The 22,300-nt window shown below is 59.7% G+C and carries 16 protein-coding genes; 8 read left to right on the top strand and 8 right to left on the bottom strand.

Annotation, left to right across the window (positions count from 1 at the left end; all coding sequences use genetic code 11):
• Positions 1–217 precede the first annotated feature (217 nt).
• The 4 genes from ACTG19_RS21735 to ydiJ form a co-directional block, all read right to left on the bottom strand.
• A complete protein-coding gene (locus tag ACTG19_RS21735; RefSeq protein ID WP_047438936.1) occupies positions 218–2,119 on the bottom strand; it encodes a DEAD/DEAH box helicase in 1,902 nt (633 codons plus the stop codon).
• A gap of 180 nt (positions 2,120–2,299) precedes the next feature.
• On the bottom strand, positions 2,300–2,761 hold the full coding sequence (locus tag ACTG19_RS21730; protein ID WP_213388770.1) for a hotdog fold thioesterase: 462 nt from the start codon (positions 2,759–2,761) through the stop codon (positions 2,300–2,302).
• 168 nt (positions 2,762–2,929) lie between these two features.
• The gene (locus ACTG19_RS21725) at positions 2,930–3,418 is read right to left on the bottom strand and encodes a hypothetical protein (RefSeq protein WP_439989568.1); all 489 of its coding nucleotides are present in this window, start codon (positions 3,416–3,418) and stop codon (positions 2,930–2,932) included.
• Positions 3,418–6,489 (bottom strand): D-2-hydroxyglutarate dehydrogenase YdiJ, encoded by a 3,072-nt coding sequence (gene ydiJ / locus ACTG19_RS21720; protein ID WP_439989567.1) that lies wholly within the window; start codon positions 6,487–6,489, stop codon positions 3,418–3,420. The genes ACTG19_RS21725 and ydiJ overlap by 1 nt, the downstream gene beginning before the upstream one ends.
• 167 nt (positions 6,490–6,656) lie before the next feature.
• Between ydiJ and ACTG19_RS21715 the strand changes: the two genes are divergently transcribed.
• The 4 genes from ACTG19_RS21715 (at position 6,657) to ACTG19_RS21700 (ending at position 11,869) form a co-directional block, all read left to right on the top strand.
• Positions 6,657–7,583 (top strand): cation diffusion facilitator family transporter, encoded by a 927-nt coding sequence (locus tag ACTG19_RS21715; RefSeq protein WP_005352774.1) that lies wholly within the window; start codon positions 6,657–6,659, stop codon positions 7,581–7,583.
• A gap of 300 nt (positions 7,584–7,883) precedes the next feature.
• Positions 7,884–9,419 (top strand): TerC family protein, encoded by a 1,536-nt coding sequence (locus ACTG19_RS21710; protein ID WP_439989566.1) that lies wholly within the window; start codon positions 7,884–7,886, stop codon positions 9,417–9,419.
• Between the two features lie 195 nt (positions 9,420–9,614).
• Positions 9,615–10,736 (top strand): alkene reductase, encoded by a 1,122-nt coding sequence (locus ACTG19_RS21705; protein WP_429151084.1) that lies wholly within the window; start codon positions 9,615–9,617, stop codon positions 10,734–10,736.
• A 146-nt stretch (positions 10,737–10,882) separates the two neighbouring features.
• On the top strand, positions 10,883–11,869 hold the full coding sequence (locus ACTG19_RS21700) for a zinc-binding dehydrogenase (RefSeq protein ID WP_429151085.1): 987 nt from the start codon (positions 10,883–10,885) through the stop codon (positions 11,867–11,869).
• 111 nt (positions 11,870–11,980) lie between these two features.
• Here ACTG19_RS21700 and ACTG19_RS21695 read toward each other — a convergent pair whose 3' ends face one another.
• Positions 11,981–13,045, bottom strand: a complete 1,065-nt coding sequence (locus ACTG19_RS21695) for an adenosine deaminase (protein ID WP_219594107.1) — start codon at positions 13,043–13,045, stop codon at positions 11,981–11,983.
• Positions 13,046–13,242: 197 nt separating this feature from the next.
• Between ACTG19_RS21695 and ACTG19_RS21690 the strand changes: the two genes are divergently transcribed.
• From ACTG19_RS21690 to asnB, 4 genes are all read left to right on the top strand, one after another.
• Positions 13,243–13,992, top strand: a complete 750-nt coding sequence (locus ACTG19_RS21690; protein WP_005337281.1) for an HAD-IIA family hydrolase — start codon at positions 13,243–13,245, stop codon at positions 13,990–13,992.
• A gap of 54 nt (positions 13,993–14,046) precedes the next feature.
• Entirely contained in the window at positions 14,047–15,621 is a 1,575-nt protein-coding gene (locus ACTG19_RS21685) for a cation:proton antiporter family protein (protein ID WP_159158691.1), read from the top strand.
• A gap of 130 nt (positions 15,622–15,751) precedes the next feature.
• Positions 15,752–16,120, top strand: coding sequence for a cupin domain-containing protein (locus ACTG19_RS21680; protein WP_439989565.1), 369 nt, complete (start codon positions 15,752–15,754; stop codon positions 16,118–16,120).
• Positions 16,121–16,312: 192 nt separating this feature from the next.
• Positions 16,313–17,977: an asparagine synthase B gene (gene asnB / locus ACTG19_RS21675; RefSeq protein ID WP_005361356.1), complete on the top strand. Its 1,665-nt coding sequence runs from the start codon at positions 16,313–16,315 to the stop codon at positions 17,975–17,977.
• A 317-nt stretch (positions 17,978–18,294) separates the two neighbouring features.
• On the opposite strand, the gene ACTG19_RS21670 is transcribed toward asnB, so the two are convergent.
• Genes ACTG19_RS21670 through ACTG19_RS21660 form a run of 3 tightly spaced genes read right to left on the bottom strand, consistent with a single transcriptional unit; the run spans position 18,295 to position 22,294 of the window.
• Positions 18,295–18,801 carry a hypothetical protein gene (locus ACTG19_RS21670; RefSeq protein ID WP_216953369.1) on the bottom strand — a complete coding sequence of 169 codons (507 nt, stop codon included), beginning with the start codon at positions 18,799–18,801 and terminating at the stop codon, positions 18,295–18,297.
• Between the two features lie 60 nt (positions 18,802–18,861).
• Entirely contained in the window at positions 18,862–20,196 is a 1,335-nt protein-coding gene (locus ACTG19_RS21665; RefSeq protein ID WP_216953368.1) for a capsule biosynthesis protein, read from the bottom strand.
• 7 nt (positions 20,197–20,203) lie between these two features.
• Positions 20,204–22,294, bottom strand: coding sequence for a capsular polysaccharide biosynthesis protein (locus ACTG19_RS21660; RefSeq protein WP_421297215.1), 2,091 nt, complete (start codon positions 22,292–22,294; stop codon positions 20,204–20,206).
• Positions 22,295–22,300: the final 6 nt, after the last annotated feature.

Below are 22,300 nucleotides of genomic sequence, written 5' to 3'. Positions count from 1 at the left end.
GCAGAATGGCGGATGATACCCAACCACGTCACAACCGCCTGTCGAGTAGAAACGGTATTCTCTCTTTCCCCGACATCCAGTTATCAAATAGTGGCCTTCATTCGCTCACCCATGTAACGGCTTATGCCGATCTGGTGTTTAGTAAGCACACAGGGTAAACCGCAGGCAGAAAAAAAGGCCGCTCAAGGAGCGGCCTTCTTCATAACGGGATCAGCAATCAGCTTTCGCGACGCTTGCCACCGAATTTGCGATCTTTGTTGAAGCCACCTTCACGGCGCTCCCCGCTCTTGTTGAACGGACGGTCACCCTGGGGACGGCGATCCTTGTTGAAAGGACGGTCGCCACGGAACGGACGATCGCCACGGGGCGGGCGGCTGCTGGTGTTGCCACCGGCCGGCACTTCGGTGTAGCGGGTGATTTGCAGCGGACGCTGGCAAACACGGGCTTTCTTGATCACTTCCAGTACATCTGCGGTCATGCCTTTCGGCAGATCGACGGTGGAGAAGTCATCAGCGATGTCGATGTTGCCGATGAAGCGGCTCTCGATGTTCGCTTCGTTGGCGATGGCGCCTACGATCTGGCCCGGCTTGACGCCGTGATGCGCACCCACGTCTACGCGATAGCGCTCCATCTCCACGTCCGGGTTGTCTTTCAGCGGACGCGGCTCCAGGGACGGCATGCGACGGGCAGGACGATCACCACGGTCACCGAAATCACGACCGCCACGGTCGTTGAAGTCACGGCGCTCGAAGCCACCACGATCGTTGCTGTTGTTGAACAGCGGATCCGGAATGGAGTCATCCAGCAGCAGCGGTTGGTCACCCTGTACCAGCTTGGCCAGTGCAGCAGCCAGCTCCAGCGGATCGGCAGAATCCTCTTCGATCAGCTCGTTGACCAGGTTGTGGTAGATCTCGAGCTCTTCACCCATCATGGTTTCGCGGATGCGCTCTTTGAACTTGGCCAGACGATGCTGGTTGATGTCCTCGGTACTCGGCATCTTCATCGGCTCGATGGCCTGGCGAGTTGCGTGCTCGATAGCGCGCAGCATACGACGCTCGCGGGGAGCGACGAACAGGATGGCTTCGCCTTTACGACCAGCACGACCGGTACGACCGATACGGTGAACGTAAGATTCGGTGTCGTACGGAATGTCGTAGTTCACTACGTGAGTGATGCGCTCAACGTCCAGACCACGGGCGACAACGTCGGTGGCGATCAGGATATCCAGCTGGCCTTGACGCAGTTTGTCAACGGTACGCTCACGCAGTTTCTGCGGGATGTCGCCGTGCAGCGCTTCACAGGCGTGACCACGGGCGGCCAGCTTGCCAGCCAGCTCTTCGGCAGCGTTCTTGGTACGTACGAATACCAGCAGGGCTTCGTAGGATTCCACTTCCAGCAGACGGGTCATGGCGTCCAGCTTGTGCAGACCGGTTACCTGCCAGTAACGCTGGCGAATAGTGGTAGCGGTAGCAGTCTTGGAGGCGATCTTGATCTCTTTGGGCTGCTTCAGGTGCTTCTGGGCCACGCGACGGATCTGCTCCGGCATGGTGGCAGAGAACAGGGCAACCTGACGAGTGCTCGGGCACTGCTCCATGATCCAGTCAACGTCGTCGATGAAGCCCATACGCAGCATTTCATCAGCTTCGTCCAGTACCAGAGCTTTCAGGCCGGAGAGGTCCAGGTTCTTGCGACGGATCAGGTCCATCACGCGGCCCGGAGTACCGACGACAACCTGAGCACCGCGACGCAGGGCGCGGGTCTGGGTTTCGTAGGAGGCACCGCCGTAGATGGGCAGTACGTGGAAATCAGGCATGTGGTGAGCGTAGCGTTGGCACGCTTCAGCCACTTGCAGCGCCAGTTCGCGGGTCGGCGCCAGCACCAGGATCTGGGTGTTGCGGTTACCAGCTTCCAGACGAGACAACAGAGGCAAGGCAAAAGCAGCGGTCTTCCCTGTACCGGTTTGCGCCTGCCCCAGCAGATCGTGTCCCGCCATCAGGTGGGGAATTGCTGCGGCCTGGATCGGTGACGGGCGCTCATAGCCCACGTCCTGCAGCGCTTTCAATACAGGCGCGGCCAGTCCAAGCTCACTAAAAAGGGGCAGTTGTTCGGTATCAGACATAGATTCTTCCAGATTAAGGCAGGCGGCTAACACCGCGGAATAGCAAAAAGGCGGCGATTATAGCGCCACTTTGTTCTGCTGTCTTGAAAAATGTGATAAGCCTCTCAAGACGTTGGCAATTATAGAGGGATCTGACGAGTATGGCTTGCTTATTTTGCACTCATAGTGCGTTATTGCAGATCACTCCTCGCTGGAGTCCTTGCCCCGCTTGTGTTTGAGCACCGCCATGGTCAGTCGGCTGGTGCACAATAAACGCATCCGTTCGTCCCGAATTTCAATCTGCCACACCTGGGTTGTTGCTCCCAGATGAAGCGGCGTGCAACGCCCGGTCACCACCCCTTCCCGCTTGGCTCGCAGATGGTTGGCATTCACCTCCAACCCCACACAGTAGCTATCTGGCCCGACCGCCATATTGGCGGCAATCGATCCCAAGGTTTCCGCCAGCACCACGGATGCACCGCCATGCAGCATGCCAAGGGGCTGGTGCGTACGGTGATCCACCGGCATGGTCGCCTCCAGCCAGTCGGTGCCAAAAGCGGTGTAGACGATGTCGAGATGGGCCATCAGTGTGTTGCGAGAGGTGGCGTTGAGCCCCTCCAGGCTCATGGGTTTACGCCAGATGGGCGCAATATCGTGACTCATTGCGATCAGACTCCTTATGTAAGCGATGAATGCGTACCGATATGGGTGAAACGCCCTCCATCGGTAAAATGGTTCGGTTATGTGAGTTGTTGGTTACCGGGTGACGTGGTAACAACGCAGCCCCGACCCGGCGCTGCGTGTTACACAATCATGCCCTTAAGCTGGATGTCACCAAGGGTAGGTAACGCCGGGCCACTCGGACCAGGGCACTTCTCGCCCCGGCAGACGGAGTTCTGGCCACTGCCACACCCTGGCGAGCCAGTCGCGCAGCTGCGTCTCCAGCTCCTCATCCGTGATGGGCGCCTCGGCCACCTTCCAGAAGAAGAGCTCCACCTCTACCTCTGGCAGCACCGAGGGGTAGAGATAAACCCCGCCCCAAAATTGCGGCTCCCGATCCGGGCTCCAGAGGCCATAGGCAAAAGAGCGCTTGGCCAGAAACTCCGACTGCTGCCACTCCAGATCTCCTTCGTGCTGGCTCAAGCTGAAGTTGGCCGAGGGCCAGATATCGTTCGGGCGAAACAGCTGATGGAGCTGCTCGCGCTCGCGCAACATGGCAACAAACTCCACCACCGCCTGAGCAGGAGTGGCGGGTAACAGCAAGAAACGCGGGTGCCGATAGGCCTTCGGCACCCGAAACCGCTTGGGAAACGTCAACATCAGAGCAGCTCCAGCAGGGCTTGCAATGGATGTTTGAGCTTTTCCCCCTCCATCCGCTTGACCTGACTGCGACACGAATAGCCAGTCGCCAGACAGCGCGCTTTGGGTAGACGGGCTAGCGGGTCGGCCCAGCTCAACCCATAGATGCCCTTGGAGTTCTCCACCTGTTTGACATCGTGACCATAGGTGCCCGCCATACCGCAACACCCCACAGAGACCGGCTGCAAGCTGGCCCCGAAACGGCCAAACAGGGTGCTCCAGTCACCGTGAGTGGAGGGCTTGGCGGTCTTCTCGGTGCAGTGGGCAAAGAGATACCAGGGCTCGCTCCCCTCCTCGCTCTTGGTCTTGTCGGTTCGAGCAGGCAACTGATCTACCGGCAGCGAGAGCAGCCACTCCTGCGGCAACAACACCTGAAAATCGCCGCGAGCCGACCCCAGCGCCTTGGCATACTCGTCGCGATAGCAAAGCACCATTGCCGGATCCACCCCCACCATGGGAATGCCAAGCGCCGCTACCTTATTGAGGAACTGGGCGCTGTTGGCAGCAGTGCGGGCAAAGGCGCGCAGGAACCCCTTGATATGCTGGGGTTTACCGTTCGGTTTAAAGGGCAGCAAGTAGGGCTGGAAACCGAGCTTGCTGGCGAGTTTCACCAAGTCGCGCACCACAGGGGCATCGTAATAACTGGTGAAGGGATCCTGCACTATCAGCACCACCTGCTTGCGCTGCTCGGCACTCATCCGCTCCAGTCCCGGCAGATCAAAATAGCGGGCGCGGTTATCGTGCAGGCTCTCAGCCAGGGTCGGCACAGAGAGCAGCGGCACATCGACCATGCCGATGCTCTTCTCGGTCGCCTTCTGGGCCCACTCTTTTTCGAGGAAGAAGTTGACCAGCTTCGGCGCCTTGGCAAGCAGCGGTGCATAGCTCTCCACCGTGCCGACAAAATAATCCTTCGGCGCACGCAGGTAGCGGCCGTGATAGAGCTGCATAAAGCGGGCGCGAAAATCGGGTACATCCACCTTGATCGGGCACTGGCTGGTACATGCCTTGCAGGCCAGACAGCCCGACATCGCCTCCATCACCTCGTGGGAGAAATCATACTCGCCGCGCTGTTTGGCCCAGCTGTTGCGCACCTTGTCCACCAGCTGTTTGAAGCGTACGCCACCGGATTGCAGCGCCACCTCTTCCGCCAACGGGTCGAAGCCCTGCTCCGCCAACTGACGCAGCCATTCGCGCATCAGACCCGCCCGCCCCTTGGGGGATTGGCGGCGATCACGGCTGATCTTGACCGAGGGGCACATGGGGGAGTCGGTCTCGAAGGTGAAGCACAGACCGTTGCCGTTGCAATCCATGGCGCGGGTGTAGCTGGTGCGCACCGCGAGCGGGATCTGGCGGTCATACTTGCCGCGCTTGGGGCCATCCACCGACACCAGCTCGGCGCCGCTACCGTAGGGGATACAGATCTTGCCCGGGTTGATGCGGTTGGCCGGGTCGAACGCCCCCTTGACCAGCTGCAACTCTTCCCACAGCTCGCCAAAGAAGGCAGGGCTGTACTCGGAGCGAAAGCCCTTGCCGTGCTCCCCCCACATCAAGCCGCCATATTTGGCGGTGAGGGCCACCACCTGATCGGAGATGCGGCGCAGCAGCACCTCCTGCTCGGGATCGCACAAATCCAGCGCCGGGCGCACGTGCAGCACACCGGCATCGACGTGGCCGAACATGCCGTAGTCGAGGCCGTGGGCGTCCAGCAGGGCGCGAAACTCCATGATGAAATCGGCCAGGGATTCGGGCGGCACGGCGGTGTCTTCAGTGAACGCCACCGGCTTCTTGCGCCCTTCGGTGTTGCCAAGCAGCCCCACCGACTTTTTGCGCATGGTGTAGATGGTTTCGATGCTCGGCAGGTGGTCACACACCTGATAGCCGATGATCCCCGCCTCGCCCTTGGCCAGCAGCGCGTCGATACGGCGGCAGAGCTCCGCCACCTTGGCCTTGTGTTCCGCCTCGTCGGTGTCGGCAAACTCGACAATGTTGAGCCCTTGCAGATCCTTGCCGGGCACATCCTGAATAAGTTCTTTCACCGAATGCCAGATGATGTCGGCGCGGGCCAGCCCGAGCACCCGGGAGTCCACCGTCTCCACCGACAGCGCCTGGGCCTGCACCATAAAGGGGGCATTGCGCAGGGCGGAGGGGAAGCTGTCGTACTTGACGTTGACCAGAGTGCGATAACGCGGGATGGGGGTGATATTGAGTTTGGCTTCGGTGATAAAGCCGAGAGACCCTTCCGAGCCGCACAACACCCGACTCACATCCAGCGTGTCGGTATCCGGTTGATATAGGTGCTTGAGATCGTAGCCGGTCAGAAAGCGGTTGAGCTTGGGGAAGGTCGCCTCGATGTCGGCGCGGCGCTCCTTGCCGATACGATAGAGGGTGCGATAGATCTCCCCTTCGCGACTCTCCAGCGCCAGCTTGTCGGCCAGTCGCTCACCGGTCAGCGGCTCGGTGGCCATGATGTCGCCATTCTCCAGCACCGCTTTGAGCCCCAGCACGTGATCCGAGGTTTTGCCGTAGACCAGAGACCCCTGCCCCGAGGCGTCGGTGTTGATCATGCCCCCTAAGGTGGCGCGGTTGGAGGTGGAGAGATCCGGCGAGAAGAAGTAGCCATGGGGCTTGAGATAGGCGTTGAGCTGGTCTTTCACCACCCCGGCCTGGGCGCGCACCCACCCCTCCTCCAGATTAATTTCCATGATCTGGTTCATATAACGGGAGAGATCGACGATAATGCCGCCGCCCAATGACTGGCCATTGGTGCCGGTACCGCCACCGCGAGGAAAAAAACTCAAGGAGGCGAACGCCGGCTCTGCGGCCAGCTTGAGCATTGCTGCTATGTCGTCCGCACTGCGCGGATAGAGAACCGCCTGAGGTACTACCTGATAGACGCTGTTATCCGTCGCCATCGCCAACCGGCTTGCATAAGACTTTTCGATATCACCACGAAATGCGCTGCGCTCTAGCAACTCAAGAAACTGCAGGGTTGCGGGTGACAAACTGTCCTGGTAATCGAGTCTCGGGATCATGAATCCTTGTTCCCATCCTTTGCTTGATGCCGGCACGCCGGCGACAACGACTGGCCAGCCGCCTGTCAATGGCAGTCAGGCCAGTCCGCTCACATGTGAGCGGGCAGTATATCAGCTAGAAAACCGCTTGCGCTTGGCAATATTCACCATTTGAAAGGAGGACTTTTATGGCTCACCACAGCCATGTTATCAGTACGCTGGTCACCACCGAAAAACAGGCGCTTACCCTGTCGCTGTTCGGTTGTATCACCTTTGCCATCTTCGGCATCGGCTACGGCCTCTTCGTCGGTTCCAACGCCATCATGCTCGATGGTATCTTCACCCTGTTCAGCATGGGTATGACAGGCCTCGGTCTTGTTACCGCCTATCTCGTTACCCGCCCTTCCGATGCGCGCTTCCAGTATGGCTACGCCCACTTCGAGCCCATCACCAACGTCATCAATGGCGCCATTATTCTGCTGCTCTGCCTTGGCGCTCTCTATAGCGGCATCACCACCCTGCTGGATGGCGGACGGGAGATCGATCTCGGCCACGCCCTCATCTATGCCGCCGTCTCCACCTTCTTCTGCGCCATCATCTATCGCATCGAAGCCCAGGTTGCCGAACAGGTTGACTCCGAACTGGTGCGGGTCGACTCCAAGGAGTGGCTGGTGGATACCCTGCTCAGCGCCACTCTGCTGATTGGCTTTGTGGTCGCCATTGGCCTCGATGCCATCGGCTACGGCCAATACAACCGCTACATAGACCCGGTGCTGGTCTCGCTGCTGGCCCTCTGCGCCACCCTCATTCCCATCAAGGTGCTCGGTCGCAACCTGCGGGAAGTGCTGAAAATTGCCCCCAAGGGGGATGTGCCACGGCAAGTCGAGCAGGAGATCGAGGCGCTGCGCCAGCGCCACGGCATCGAGTGCTACAGCCATCTGGCCAAAAGCGGTCGCCGCTTCGATCTGGAATTGAACATTCTGGTGGCGCCGGGTCAGGAGTGGCCCGTCGAACGTCAGGATGCCCTGCGTCAGGAGCTCTGGTCTCGCCTTGGCGATACCCTTGGGGATGCCTGGCTGTCGGTCTGTTTCACCCGCGAAAAGCGCTGGTTGTAACGACCGCACGGGGGAGCGCGGCACGGCCGCCTCCCCCTGTCGCATCACAACCCCATCACGCCGCGCTGACGCTGCGCTTGCCAAATTGGCGCCAGCCGCTATTATCAGGGCTCATTTTTCACCCGAGGTTTTATTGCCCATCATGGACAATCCCCGAAGTTGCCCTTCGTCTCTCTCTGTCAAAGCCTATCTTTTTCTGCTTAATCAGCGCCTCTGAATAACACCTTTGCCTTGCTGTTACTGCGGCCATCGCGCGCCGTGATCACTCTCTGCTCTGTCTGTTTTTATTGAGGTCATACAATGGAATTGCTGCTGGATCCCCATATCTGGATTGGTCTGTTTACCCTGATCATTCTGGAAATCGTGCTGGGGATCGACAACCTGGTCTTTATCGCCATCCTGGTGAAAAAACTGCCCCCCACCCAACGGGACAAGGCGCGCATTATCGGCCTGTCGCTGGCCCTGCTGATGCGACTAGGACTTCTGAGCGTCATGTCATGGCTGGTCACCCTGACCACCCCGATTTTGCACCTGTGGGATCACCCCTTCTCCGGTCGGGACCTGATCCTGATGGGGGGCGGCCTGTTCCTGCTGTTCAAGGCCACCTCCGAGCTGCACGAGCGGCTGGAAGCCAAACCCCAGGATGATGGCCCGGTCGGCGCCTACGCCAGCTTCGGCGTGGTGATCGCCCAAATTCTGGTGCTCGATGCGGTCTTCTCGCTCGACTCCATCATCACTGCCGTCGGCATGGTGGAACACCTGGGCGTGATGATGGCCGCCGTGACCATCGCCATGGTGGTGATGGTGCTCGCCTCCAAACCGCTGACCCGTTTCGTCAACGCCCACCCCACCGTGGTGGTGCTCTGTCTGAGCTTCCTGCTGATGATCGGCTTCAGCCTGGTGGCGGAAGGGTTCGGTTTCCATATTCCGAAGGGCTACCTCTATGCGGCCATCGGCTTCTCGGTGCTGATCGAGTTTTTCAACCAACTGGCCCAGCGCAGCGCCATGCGTCACGAATCCAAACAGCCCCTGCGTGAGCGCACCACCGCCGCCATCTTCAAGCTGATGGGGAGCAAGGCCTATCAGGATCAGCCGGATGACGATCTGGATACCCCTGCCGTAGCGCCGGTGAGCTTTGGCGAGGAGGAGCGCTACATGGTGACCGGCGTGCTGTCGCTGGCCGAGCGCTCCATTCGCACCATCATGACCCCGCGCTCGGAGATGGCCTGGATTGATATCAACGACTCCAGCGACGAGATCCGCGCCCTGCTGCAGCGCGAGCCCCACAGCCTGTTCCCGGTCTGTGACGGGGATCTGGACGAGGTGATCGGCGTGGTCAAGGCGCGCGACCTGCTATTTGCCTTGAACGAAGGGCAATCCTTAAGCGCGCTGGCCAAGCAGAACGACCCCATTATCGTGCCGCAGACCATCAACGTGATTAAGCTGCTGGCGGAGCTGCGCAAGGCGAAGGGGAGCCTCATTCTGGTGGCCGACGAGTTCGGCGTGATCCAGGGTCTGGTCACCACCCACGACCTGCTGGAGGCGATTGTCGGCGAACTGCCGGATGAGGATGAGACCCCCGACATGATCCGCGATGGTGAAGGGTGGCTCATCAATGGCAGCACCAACATCCACCATGTGGAGCAGGTGCTGGAGCACGAGGGGCTGGTGAGCGAGAGCGACGAGTACGTGACCCTGGCGGGCATGCTGCTCTCCCACTTCGGCACCCTGCCCACTCCGGGTCAGCAGTTGCAACTGCAGCAACTCAACTTCGAGGTGATCGAGGTGAGCGAGCGGCGCATCGAGCGGGTGAAAGTGATGCCCACCACGGCTTGAGCCTGCCACCAGCAGAATACAGAAGAGGGCCATACGGCCCTCTTTTTTATGCTTCAACTTTATGCCTCAACACCTCTTTCCCGACGGTTTGCACTGATTGCTGCATCAAGCACAATTCTCTTGTGCAATTACCCCCCTTTTTCACAACAAGATGGCGGCATAAAGTGGCCTCACTTCCACCATGAGGAACTCAAGATGAGCCACGATCACCTGTTCTGCCCGCTGCGCCTCGGCCAACTGCACCTTGCCAACCGCATCGTCATGCCCCCCATGACCCGCTCTCGTGCCAGTCAGCCTGGTGATGTGGCCAACGCCATGATGGCGAGCTACTACGCCCAGCGCGCCGAGGCGGGCCTGATCATCAGCGAAGGCACCCAAATCGACCCCATGGGCAAGGGCTATGCCTGGACACCGGGCATCTACAGCGCCGAGCAGATCGCTGGCTGGAAGCTGGTGACCGATGCTGTGCACGCCAAGGGGGGCACCATCTTCGCCCAGCTCTGGCACGTGGGCCGGGTCACCCATCCGGACAACATCGGCGGCGCCCAGCCCATCTCCGCTTCAGCCCTGCCCGCAGTGGGCGTCAAGGTGTTCGTCGATAACGGCAGCGATGCGCCGGGCTTTGTCGAGACCGTCACCCCGCGCGCCATGACCCAAGCCGATATCGATGCGGTGGTGGGCCAGTTCCGTCAGGCGGCTCGCAACGCCATCAGCGCCGGTTTTGACGGCATCGAGCTGCACGCCGCCAACGGATACCTCATCAACCAGTTCCTCGACTCCGAGTCCAATGCCCGCACCGACGGCTACGGCGGATCGCTGGAAAACCGGCTGCGCTTTCTCAAAGAGGTGACCGAGGCGGTCTGCAGCGAAATCGGCGCCGACCGGGTCGGGGTGCGTCTTGCGCCACTCACCACCCTCAACGGCACAGTCGATGCCAATCCGCAGGAGACCTATCTGGCGGCTGCCCGTCTGCTGGGCCAGCTCAACGTGGTCTACCTGCACATTGCCGAAGCGGACTGGGACGATGCCCCCCTGATGCCGGACAACTTCAAGCAGGGTCTGCGGGATGCCTTCCCCAACACCCTGATCTATGCCGGTAAATATGATGGTGATCGCGCACGCGCCGCCCTCAAGGCGGGCTGGGCCGACATGATTGGCTTTGGCCGCCCCTTCGTCGCCAACCCGGATCTGCCGAACCGGCTGCGCCACGGCTATCCGCTGGCCCCCCACGATCCGGCCACCCTGTTTGGCGGCAGCGAGAAAGGGCTGACCGACTACCCCGTCTATCAGGCCGACGACGCAGCGACCAGCCGCTGATTGCCGATGGCCAACCGGCCACGTAACGCAGGCCCCACAGGTTGGGGCCTGCCGCATTGTTGCCCATTCGCAGCAGTGGCAGTTTCACTGTCTTGCTGTTGCAATGATCTCGTTGCTCTCTCCCCTCGCTTTCACAAGGAGTCATCATGAATCACACCCAAGCCTGGTGCTGGCATGCCCCCGGTGAACCGACCCAGCTTACCCTCGCAAATCTGCCCCTGGCACCGCTCGCCCCTGACGAGGTACTGGTAGCCAACCGGGTCATCGCTTTCAATCCGGTGGACTGGAAGCTGATCGAATATGGCCACTCCAACTGGCAGGATGGTCAGGTGCCCGGCGTCGATGGCATGGGCACTATCGTGGCCCCCGGTGCCAACGTCAGCCATCTGCGCCTCGGTGCCCGGGTCGCCTATCACACCGACCTGCGCCACCACGGCAGCTTTGCCCGCCACACCCGGGTACCAGCCCGCGCCCTGCTGCCGGTGCCCGATGCCCTGAGTGACGAGGCCGCCGCCGCCCTGCCCTGTCCCGGCCTCACCGCCTGGCAGGCGCTGGCCAAGCTGCCGCGCCTGCACGGGGAAGCGCTGCTCATCACCGGTGCCGGCAGCAGTGTCGGCCGCTTTGCGGTGCAGCTCGCCCTCCAGCAAGGAGCGCGAGTCTTTGCCAGTGCCAGCCCACGCCACCATCACTGGCTCAAACAGATAGGTGTGCAGGGGGTGGCCGATTACCGGGCACCAGACTGGCTGGCCACCTTGCAGACTGCCAACGGCAACGAACCGTTCGAGGGGATCATCGATCTGGTCTCCAGCCAACAGGCAGAGAGCTTGCTGCCCGCCCTTGGCTACTACGGCCATATGGTGACTGTGCTCGGGCGCATCCCGCACAATCCGCTACCTGCCTTTAGCCATTGCCACTCATTGCACGAGATTGCGCTGGGCGCCCAGCACGCCTTTGGCACCGACAAGCAGTGGAGCCGACTGGTGGCCGCTGGTGTCGCCATGATGGCGCAGATGGCGAGCGGCGAGCTGACCCTACCGCCGCTGGTGGTGGGCGACTTTGAGGCACTGCCTACTTTGCTTGAGCGCTTCAAGCGCGAAGGACAGGGTGAGAAGTTTCTGGTGCGAGTGGCATAACGCTGACCTTCCCTGATAACCACACCGACCATTGAAACGAAAGAGGCCCGCCAGTGATGGCGGGCCTCTCTTTATATAGTGCATGTCATCTCGACTTCATTGGCGCCTGACTCAATACAGGATCACCCCGTGAGTTGCGGCATAACTGCGGATCTCCCGGGTCAGCCGCGCCTTGTCGGCCAGAGAGAGCCAGCTCGCCTCAACGGCATTGAGCGACAAGCGACAGAGCTGACTCATGGTCGCGCCGAGGCCATCGGCCAGCGCCACAAAGTTGGCATTCATATAGCCGCCAAAGTAGGCGGGATCGTCCGAGTTGATGGTGACGCAGAGCCCCTGCTCCAGCAGCCGCAACACATTGTGCTGGGCCATATTGCCGAACACCTTGAGCCGGGTGTTGGAGAGGGGACAGACGGTGAGCGGCAGCCGGGTATCGGCCAGATAGCGCAGCAGCTCGGGATCGTCTGCCGAGCGCACCCCGTGATCGATGCGGCATACCTTCAGCTCGTTGATCGCCTGCCAGATGTAGTCGGCAGGGCCCTCTTCACCTGCGTGGGCCACCACCGGCAGCCCCAGCTCGCGGCATTTGGCAAAGACCCGGGCAAACTTGGTCGGCGGATTGCCCTTCTCCCCGGAGTCGAGGCCGATGCCGTGAATGCGTGACAGGAAGGGCATAGCCTCTTCCAACGTCGCAAAGGCATCCTCCTCGCTCAGGTGGCGCAAAAAGCTCATGATAAGGCGCCAGCTGATGCCAAACTCCTTCTCTCCGCTCTGCAGTGCCCGCTCGATACCGCCCAGCACGGTAGCAAAGGGGATGCCGCGAGCGGTGTGGGTCTGCGGGTCGAAGAAGATCTCCACATGCACCACCTTGTCGGCGGCGCAACGCTCAAGATAAGCCCAGGTGAGGTCGAAGAAGTCCTGCTCGGTCATCAGTACGCTGGCACCGAGGTAGTAGAGGTCGAGAAAGGATTGCAGGCAGTCAAAGTCATAGGCGGCGCGCACGCAGGCCACATCGGGCCAGGGCAGTGGCACATTATTGCGGCGGCCCAGCTCAAACATCAGCTCGGGTTCGAGGCTGCCCTCGATATGCAGGTGCAGCTCCAGTTTCGGCAGTCCGGCGATAAATTGCGCGGCGGTGAGGTGTTCGGGTGTAACTGGCTTGGAAATCGGGGTGTCCATGGCGACGGCTCCATCAGCAAAGTGATCCGGCGTCAGCCCCTCCACCAGACTGACCCGACGGCAGCTTTATTGTGCACCGAAGTGGCGAGACAGGGGAGACTTGTCATCAAACAGACTTATAATGGCGTCACAAAAATCATAAATGATTGAACATCTTAACGATTGGCGGCTCGCCTGCGCCCTGACAAGGAGTTTTCATGAAGAAGAACGTCATCTGCGATATCGACGGTGTCATCCTGCACAACAACGATCTCATCCCCGGTGCCGACCGTTTCGTCCATCGCCTGCTGGAGCAAGGCAGCAAGCTCTTGTTCCTCACCAACTACCCGGCCCAGACCCAGAAAGATCTGCAAAACCGCTTCCGCTCCGCCGGGATCGAGGTGCCCGAGGAGTGCTTCTATACCTCCGCCATGGGCACCGCCGACTTCCTCAAGCGTCAGGATGGCAAAAAGGCGTATGTGATCGGTGAAGGGGCGCTGACCCACGAGCTCTACAAGGCCGGTTTCACCATCACCGACATAGACCCCGACTTCGTGGTGGTGGGGGAGACCCGCAACTACAACTGGACCATGATGCAACAGGGCGCCAAGTTCGTCGATCAAGGGGCCCGCTTTATCGCCACCAACCCCGACACCCACGGCCCCATGATGCACCCGGCCTGCGGCGCCCTGTGCGCCCCCATCGAGCGGATGACCGGCAAGAAGCCGTTCTATGTCGGCAAGCCGAGCGCCTGGATCATCCGTGCGGCGCTCAACCGGATGGAGGCCCACTCCGACGACACCATCATCATCGGCGACAACCTGCGCACCGACATTCTGGCGGGCTTTCAGGCCGGTCTCGAGACGGTGCTGGTGCTCTCCGGGGTGAGCAAGGTCGCCGATATCGACCGCATGCCGTTTCGGCCGAATCACATCTTCGACTCCGTGGTCGACATCGATATCGTCTAATCACCACCCAAGCGTTAAACAGGGCAGGTCTCTCCTGCCCTTGCAGGATCTGTTATGGAACCCATTCTGATCGCCGTGGCTTTTGGTTGCGGCATGGTAGTCAATCTGATTGGCCTGCCCCCCCTGCTCGGCTTTCTGGCCGCCGGTTTTATCCTCAACGGCATGGGATATGAAAATACTCCCGCCCTGAGCGAGGTGGCCGATCTCGGCGTAACCCTGCTGCTGTTCACCATCGGTCTCAAGCTCAATATCAAGACCCTGATGCGGCGCGATGTGTGGGGCACCACCAGCCTGCATCTGCTGCTCTCCACCCTGCTATTTACCGTGGTGCTGCTGGTCTGCAAGGGGCTGGGGCTTGAACTTGCCCTCTCGCTGGACTGGAAACTGGCGCTGCTGCTGGGTTTTGCCCTCTCCTTCTCCAGCACTGTCTTTGCGGTCAAGGTGCTGGAAGATCGCAGCGACATGAATGCCCTCTACGCCCGCATCGCCATCGGGGTGCTGGTGATGCAGGATGTGTTCGCCGTGGCATTTCTGGCCTTTTCCAGCGGCAAGTGGCCCAGCATCTGGGCGCTCTGGGTGCTGGGACTGCCGCTGCTGCGCCCGCTGCTGTTCAAGCTGCTGGAGCGGGCTGGTCACGGCGAGCTGCAGGTGCTGTTCGGAGTCTTTCTGGCGCTGGTGGTGGGAGCAGCCGGGTTTGAAGTGGTCGGCCTTAAACCGGATCTGGGCGCCCTCATCATCGGCATGATGCTCGCCTCTCATCCTGCCGCAGCAGGCCTTGCCAAGGCGCTCTTCAACCTCAAAGACCTGTTTCTTATCTGCTTCTTCCTCACCATCGGCCTCAACGGTCTGCCGACCCACGACACCATGTTGCTGGCACTGGCGCTGGTGCTGGCTCTGCCACTGAAAAGCGCCCTCTACTATCTGGTTTACAGCGGTGCCCACCTGCGGGTGCGTACCGCCCTGCTCTCCACCCTGGCGCTCACCAACTTCTCGGAGTTTGGGCTGATCGTCGCCGCCATCGCCGCCAAGGCGGGCTGGCTCTCCCACGAGTGGCTGGTGGCGGTTTCGCTGGCGCTGGCGGCAAGCTTTATGATCTCCGCCCCGCTCAATGCCCAGAGCGAGCGGATCTACCATCGCATCGGTCACTGGCTGCGGGGATTGCAGGCGAGCAACCTTCATCCGGAAGACAGGCCCATTGAGCTTGGCGATGCGGAGGTGATCATCCTCGGTATGGGGCGGATCGGTCAGGGGGCCTATTTCGAACTGGAGAACAAGTACGGCAACGTCATCCTCGGGGTGGAGAACGACAGCGAGAAGCTGCCCACCCTGCGCGCCCAGGGGATGAACGTCATCGAGGGGGATGCCACCGATACCGACTTCTGGGACAAGGTGCTGCTCTCCAATCAGGTCAATCTGGTGCTGCTGGCGATGCCCCACCATTCGGGGAATCTCTACGCCATCGAGAAGCTGCGCAGCCACGGATTCAACGGCAAGATCGCCGCCATCGTCCGCTTCGAGGATGATATAGCCTCCCTGCAGGAGCAAGGGGTGGATGCGGTGTTCAACGTCTACAACGAAGCGGGCAGTGGCTTTGCCCGCCATGTGATCCGCCGCTTGCAGCCGCTTTGAGTCGTCGGCCAGCAGCCCTTGGCAAGGGAATGCGCATCGTTTAAGTTATGCACAACCTCGTTTAATAAAACGAACAAACGCGGGGCCGGGATGGCCCCGCGTTCCTATCTGCCGAAGCCAAGGAGGCACCATGAAGACCCTCAAAGACTGGATTTTGCCGGACCGCCACGAGGCGGCCCCAACCCCGCTGATGCCAGCCCCCGAGCGCATTAAAGCGGGCAACCCGGCGCAAACGGTGTGGAACCACTACTCCGACCCAAGCCAGCAGTTTCACGTGGGCTTCTGGAGCTGCGAGCCGGGCCGCTGGACCATTCACTACACCGAGCACGAGTATTGCCAACTGCTGGAGGGGGATGTGGTGATCCACGACAGTCAGGGTGGCCAGCTGGCCCTCAAACCCGGCGATCAATTCGTGATTCCGGCCGGCTTTGTCGGCGAGTGGGAGACCCTTACCCCCTGTCGCAAGGTCTATGTGATCTTCGAACCCGCCTCGGCTTGACGTTCACGTCACACTGCCCCGTTGCCGCAGCCATTATTCTGTTAATCCGCTTGACGCTTACGGCATGATTTTCTGCGGTTTTCCCGCTTGCAAAAGGTTTTTCCGCTAGGCATTGTGTCTGACGAGGAATGTAAATGGAATTTCGAGCCCAAACGTGGGGGGCTCATATAAAAATCAAGAGGATTACCGCCAATGTGTTCAATTTTCGGCATTCTGGATATCAAGTCCGATGCAGTCGCCCTGCGCAAATCGGCGCTGGAGATGTCCAAGCGACTTCGTCACCGCGGGCCTGACTGGTCCGGCGTCTACAGCTCCGACAAAGCCATTCTGGTGCACGAGCGTCTGGCCATCGTCGACCCGGGTAATGGCGCCCAGCCGCTCTACAACCCCGAACGCACCCATGTGCTGGCGGTCAACGGCGAAATTTACAACCACAAAGAGCTGGAGAAAACCCTCAAGGTCGACTTCCAGTTCCAGACCAAATCCGACTGTGAAGTGCTGCTGGCTCTCTACAAGGAGAAGGGCCCGGCATTTCTCGACGATCTCAACGGCATCTTTGCCTTCATCCTTTATGACGCCGAACAGGATGCCTACCTGATTGGTCGCGACCACATGGGGATCATCCCCCTCTATACAGGCCGCGACGAGCACGGCAACTTCTATGTCGCCTCCGAGATGAAAGCACTGGTGCCGGTCTGCAAGAGCGTCGAAACCTTCCCGCCGGGACACTACCTGTGGAGCAAGGATGGCGAGCTCAAACAGTGGTACAAGCGAGACTGGATGGAATACAGCGCGGTCGAGCACAATGTCAGCGACAAGGCCGAGCTGAAAGCCGCGCTGGAAGCGGCGGTCAAACGCCAGCTGATGTGCGACGTGCCTTATGGCGTGCTGCTCTCCGGCGGACTGGACTCCTCCGTCATCTCCGCTATCACAAAGCTCTATGCGGCGCGCCGCATCGAGGACGATGGCAAGAGCGAAGCCTGGTGGCCGCAACTGCACTCCTTCGCCGTCGGTCTGGAAGGGTCGCCGGATCTCGCCGCCGCCCGCAAGGTGGCTGATCACCTCGGCACCATCCATCACCAGATCCACTTCACCGTGCAGGAGGGTCTGGATGCCCTGCGCGATGTCATCTATCACCTCGAGACCTATGACGTCACCACCATTCGCGCCTCCACGCCGATGTATCTGATGGCCCGCTACATCAAGGCGATGGGGATCAAGATGGTGCTCTCCGGCGAAGGCTCCGACGAGCTGTTCGGTGGCTACCTCTACTTCCACAAGGCGCCCAACGCCCGCGAGTTCCACGAAGAGAACGTGCGCAAGCTCGCCTCTTTGCACCTCTATGACTGCCTGCGCGCCAACAAGTCGATGGCAGCCTGGGGTGTGGAGGGTCGCGTGCCCTTCCTCGACAAGGAGTTCATGGACGTGGCGATGCGCCTGCAGCCCGCCGACAAGATGTGTGGCAAGGGCAAGATCGAGAAGCACATCCTGCGCGAAGCGTTCGAGGATCTGCTGCCCCACGAAGTGGCATGGCGTCAGAAGGAGCAGTTCTCCGACGGAGTGGGTTATTCGTGGATCGACAGCCTGAAAGCCATGGTGGAACAGGAAGTGACGGATCAGATGTTCGAGGCGGCTGCATTCCGCTTCCCCATCAACACCCCGCTCACCAAGGAGGCCTACTTCTACCGCGCCATCTTCGACGAGCACTTCCCCCTAGAAGCCGCCGCCCGCACCGTGCCCTACGGCAAGTCGGTCGCCTGCTCCACCCCCACCGCGCTGGAGTGGGATGCCAAGTTCAAGGAGATGGCCGACCCGTCAGGCCGCGCCGTGATGGACGTGCACCAGCAGGGCTACTAAGCCAGAGCGGGGCAACCCCATCGGCTAACGCCAGATAGCAAAAAGCCCTTCACCATGGTGAAGGGCTTTTTATTTTTAAATGTTCCAGATGCAATCAATATTGATAAATGAATATGCCACTTAGCTCATCTTGAAATAAATCCACAATAATTGTTGCTCAGATAAAATGGGGCACCATTTTATTACTCACAAGTCAAAATCTGGCCTGAAATATATTTCACACAGCTTGCCAGATTATATCCACCACAAATGTGTATTAAAAAAACGTGGCAAAATGACAAAGTACAATGCGTAATGGCGATCATATTTCGCTAATATTACAGCGTCCATCGCAATGAGAAGGTGGTGACCGCGACATGGTCTCCCCCAGGTACCCAATCAACCTTGGGTGCATAACCGACTTCCAATGCAACTGACTTGTAACCCAGTATCACTATCGGCAAAGCGGCAAAACCATCAATACCCGAACCGTTGAGATAACCAGCCTGCGCCCCTACCCCAGCAAAAACATGTTCGGTGAGATACCACTCTTTCCGATAAGAGAAACCCGCATAACCAGCTGTATTTTCTAGAGAATCTCGATAAAACCCGCCGCGCAGCGCAAGTTTTCCCGTGTCGTTGTCACCCAAGAACACCCACGCCAATCCCAGCCCCGGGTTAAAACCATTAAAGTCACAGGTTTTGCTTTTTTTTCCTGTTCCCTGCGAACAATCACTGTGTATTGATGCCCCGTGAATAATAAGTGAAAGATCATGTTCAGCTGCCATGGAAAAAGTCGGCAGCCCCAAGAGTCCAATGGATAACAAGCAACCGTGAATGTTCATGTTAACCTTCCTGGTTTTATTTACCTCTCACTAACACACTAAATCAAAAATAGGCAGACATCAAACGAGTAACATCAGAGCGGTTGAACCGATAGATGTAAACGGGTCGCTAATACCATCGAGAGTGGCCAGCCAGGGTAATGTAAGGCACATGGTATTATTCACCCTCATACGGCGTTCCGGCGATACAAGCTCATCACGCATATTCGGCGCTGAAAGCTTCATTTTTTCCATGACCGCCAGCGCACTCATTTTCAGATGACGGTAAAAACTGGCATTGAGCTGGGTCAGATGGAGCAAGGAGTGGCGCACCCGTTTGAATGTCTCGGCACATACCGGGCTCTGCGAGTGCCAGAAGGAGGCCAGCGAACCTTTGGTGGTCAGACCGTCAATATCATAGAGTGCCCGCCCCATGCAGAAGGTGGGTACATCATGGAGCAGAGCAGAGAGACCGACCGTGCTGTTGATGGTGATCACCCCTTTGAGCAAGGGATACAGGGTTGGCAGCGGCAGTTCATAACCGTAAAAGACCCTCCCCTCAAGGCCAAGCACCGCAATGAGTCTGTTTATCTGGGCACGATAACTGACATAGCCCCGATCCATGGGGTGGTGCTTGAACAGCAACACATCTTCGGGTTTGGCATGCTCCGCAAAGGAGTTGATCACCTGCGCAACCATCTCCTCCACCCCGCTCAGGTCAGAGTGCTCCCGGATCTGAAAATCCTCGGTCACTTGCAGTGGCACAAAGAAGATCCGCCCGGCGTGCTGCGGCAACGCCTTGAGCAGGGCGCGATCCTGGCGCAAGTTGCCGTATTTCACCATGGCGCCACAGACCCACCCCATCGCCTCCTGCACCAGACTCCAGGGACGGTGATTCACAAAGTGGGGATAACGCCAACGGAACAGCGACTTGTTGATGTGGTAGCGACTGGCATACCAGGCGCGTACCGCAAAGGTCTTGCCCACCTTGAGCGAGCTGTCATAAGGCACAGGCCAATCCAGTTGGGCAAGTTGATCGCGCCGCTCATACCAGGGGCTGAAGGCATTGACCCCACCCTGCTCCAGCGTGACGAAATCGGGTCTGAGATAGCCCTCCTCCATCGCCCAGAATGGCACTCGCTTCAACTTGCAGATACGGCCAGCCTCCAGATGGTAATAACGGCAGTCCCCGTAACAGATCACCGTATCGATACCCTGCTGCTTGAGCACCCGGCGGAAAAAGGCGTTCCAGCTCTCCGGTTTCCCGCGAAAACGCAGATTTTTTCCGGCACAGGGCCAGCACTCATCCCCGCCATTGAAATGGATCTTCACCACCTGATGTCCCGCCTCGGTCAACTGGCGACTCAGGGTCTGAAAGAAAGGGCCAAGCGGGCCTTGCAGTAACAAAATCTTCATTGACGACTTATCTCAAAAACGGGGAGAGAGAGGGGCGCTGCATGAGCGTCTGGAACAAGTAACCGAGCTTGAGCTGCCAGCGTTGCCAGCGGCTCGCTTTTTGGGCCGATGAGTGTCCCTGCTTCGCCAGTTGGTGGATCAACTGCTCCGGACTTATCCAGAGCCCGGTCTGCCAATCGAGATAGAGCGGATAGGCAACCAGCGTCAGATAGACCAGCGCCGCCAGCGGCAGACTACGTTGACGACGAGCAGGCGGATTGGCATCCGTGGTCAACCCCCAGCCACTGTAGAAGGGTTGGCCCCAGGTCGTCACCTTGACCCCCTGCACCAGCGCCTCGAAGCCACTGAGCGAGGTCATGGTATGCAGCTCATCCACATGGGGATAGAGGCTGGTGAGCCCAATATCCAGCACCTGGCTATCGACACACTCCGCCAGACAGGCCGCAGAAATCGCCCCACCACGATTGCCCGCCACCACATCAGGGTGTGGTTTGTAGAGAATATGAGCGTCGGGTTTGGCCGCTCGCACCGCCCACAGCAACTGCTCGTTGCTGCGAATATGGGGGCTCCCGGTCAGGATGGAGGCATCGCCATCCACCTGACCCACCACCAGCACCAGCTCACGGCCATCATCGGGCCTGGTGTAGTGCTGCGGCTCGCCCACATTGTATTTGCTGACCCTGTGTTCCCGTAGCAAGGCGAGCAGCGCATCCCCGCGCTTGACCTCCGCCTCTGTCAACTCCTGATAGTTGAGCAACTGTTCCAGCCCGCTGGGAGTGCGACTGTCGAAATAGATCCCGACCGGGTCCAGTGACAAGGAGGAGGGACGACAGAGATTGGAGCCCAGCCCCCTCGAGCGAATAAAACCATCCTCGACCCGGATTGCAGAGGCGAGATCGGGGTGGCGGCTACCCCACACCAATATCTGCTCGTCACCGGTCAACCGCTTGGGTGGCTTGCGCACAAAGCGCAACTCATCGGCCAAATGCTGGCAAAACGCCTGCATAAATGCCCGCTTCCACAGCGAGAAACCGACCAGATAAAGCCTGCGCCAGCGCGGCGCGGGGCGGCGCTGATTCGCAATAATGGCGATCACCTCCTCGACCTCGCAACGCTGGCCCAGCACAGGGTCGAGATAGCGGGGATAGCGGATCAAGGCTGCCGCGACCAGCTGGGCGAGCGACACTTTTACGTTGCGCCGTTCACACTGCTTGCTGTCATGGGTCAGCCCCCAACCCGCATAAAACGGCATACCGAAGCAATAGACCGGCTTGCCAAGCAAAAGGCCCTCAAAACCAAGCTGGGATGACACCGTATAGACCGCATCCACCACATTGAGCAGCGCATGGGGATGGCAGTGATCGGCCACAATCTCCACATCATCCAGTTTCAGACGGGCCAACACCCCGCGCTTCTTGCCAAGGCGAGTATCGGGATGGGTGCGCAGCAGCAGGCGCGCATCGGGATGATTGCGGCGCGCCGCCTCCACCATCGCCACAAAATCAGCTTCACTGGCCAGCGCCCCCGGAATGGAGAGATCCCCCGTCACCTGATCGACCAGTAGGACCCTGGGTTTGGCGCTCTGCTGCAGACGTGTGGCAAGCCCTGATGGCAAGCCGCCATAGTCCCCGACAGCAGAGAGGGCGGTCACGCTGCCGCTGGCAATCGACTGACCGGGGGCAGTGGCATAACAGTTGTATTTGGTGACCCCGAGGCGTACCAGCTCACCGATCAATCGTTCGGCCCGTGCCAACATCTGTGGCTCGCACGGGGTGGCAATCAATTGCTCAAGCTGGCTGGGCTGGCGGGCATCGTAATAGATCCCCACCGGATCGGCGATCAGCGAGACCGCCTTGCCCCCCCTGGCGGGATGGCCGATATAACCGATAAAGCCGTCTTCCAGCTGCCAATAGGGCAAACTCAGGGTCTTGGCCTGCTCCTTGATCTGGTGGGTATTAGCCTTCTGGCCCCAGCCGACCAGCACATCCCCCGGCTGTACGGCATCAGGGGAAGCAAAGCGCGCCAAGGGTTGTCCCAGACAGGCGCTGATTTGAGTGCTGCGGGCCAGTATGCCGCTGGATTGTGTCCATAGAGTCATGCAAAT

This window comes from Aeromonas sp. 3P (assembly GCF_051919745.1).
GTDB classification, from domain to species: Bacteria; Pseudomonadota; Gammaproteobacteria; order Enterobacterales; family Aeromonadaceae; genus Aeromonas; species Aeromonas veronii.
The sequence above is the reverse complement of the archived record's forward strand: the minus strand, read 5'-3'. Positions and strand labels throughout refer to the sequence as shown.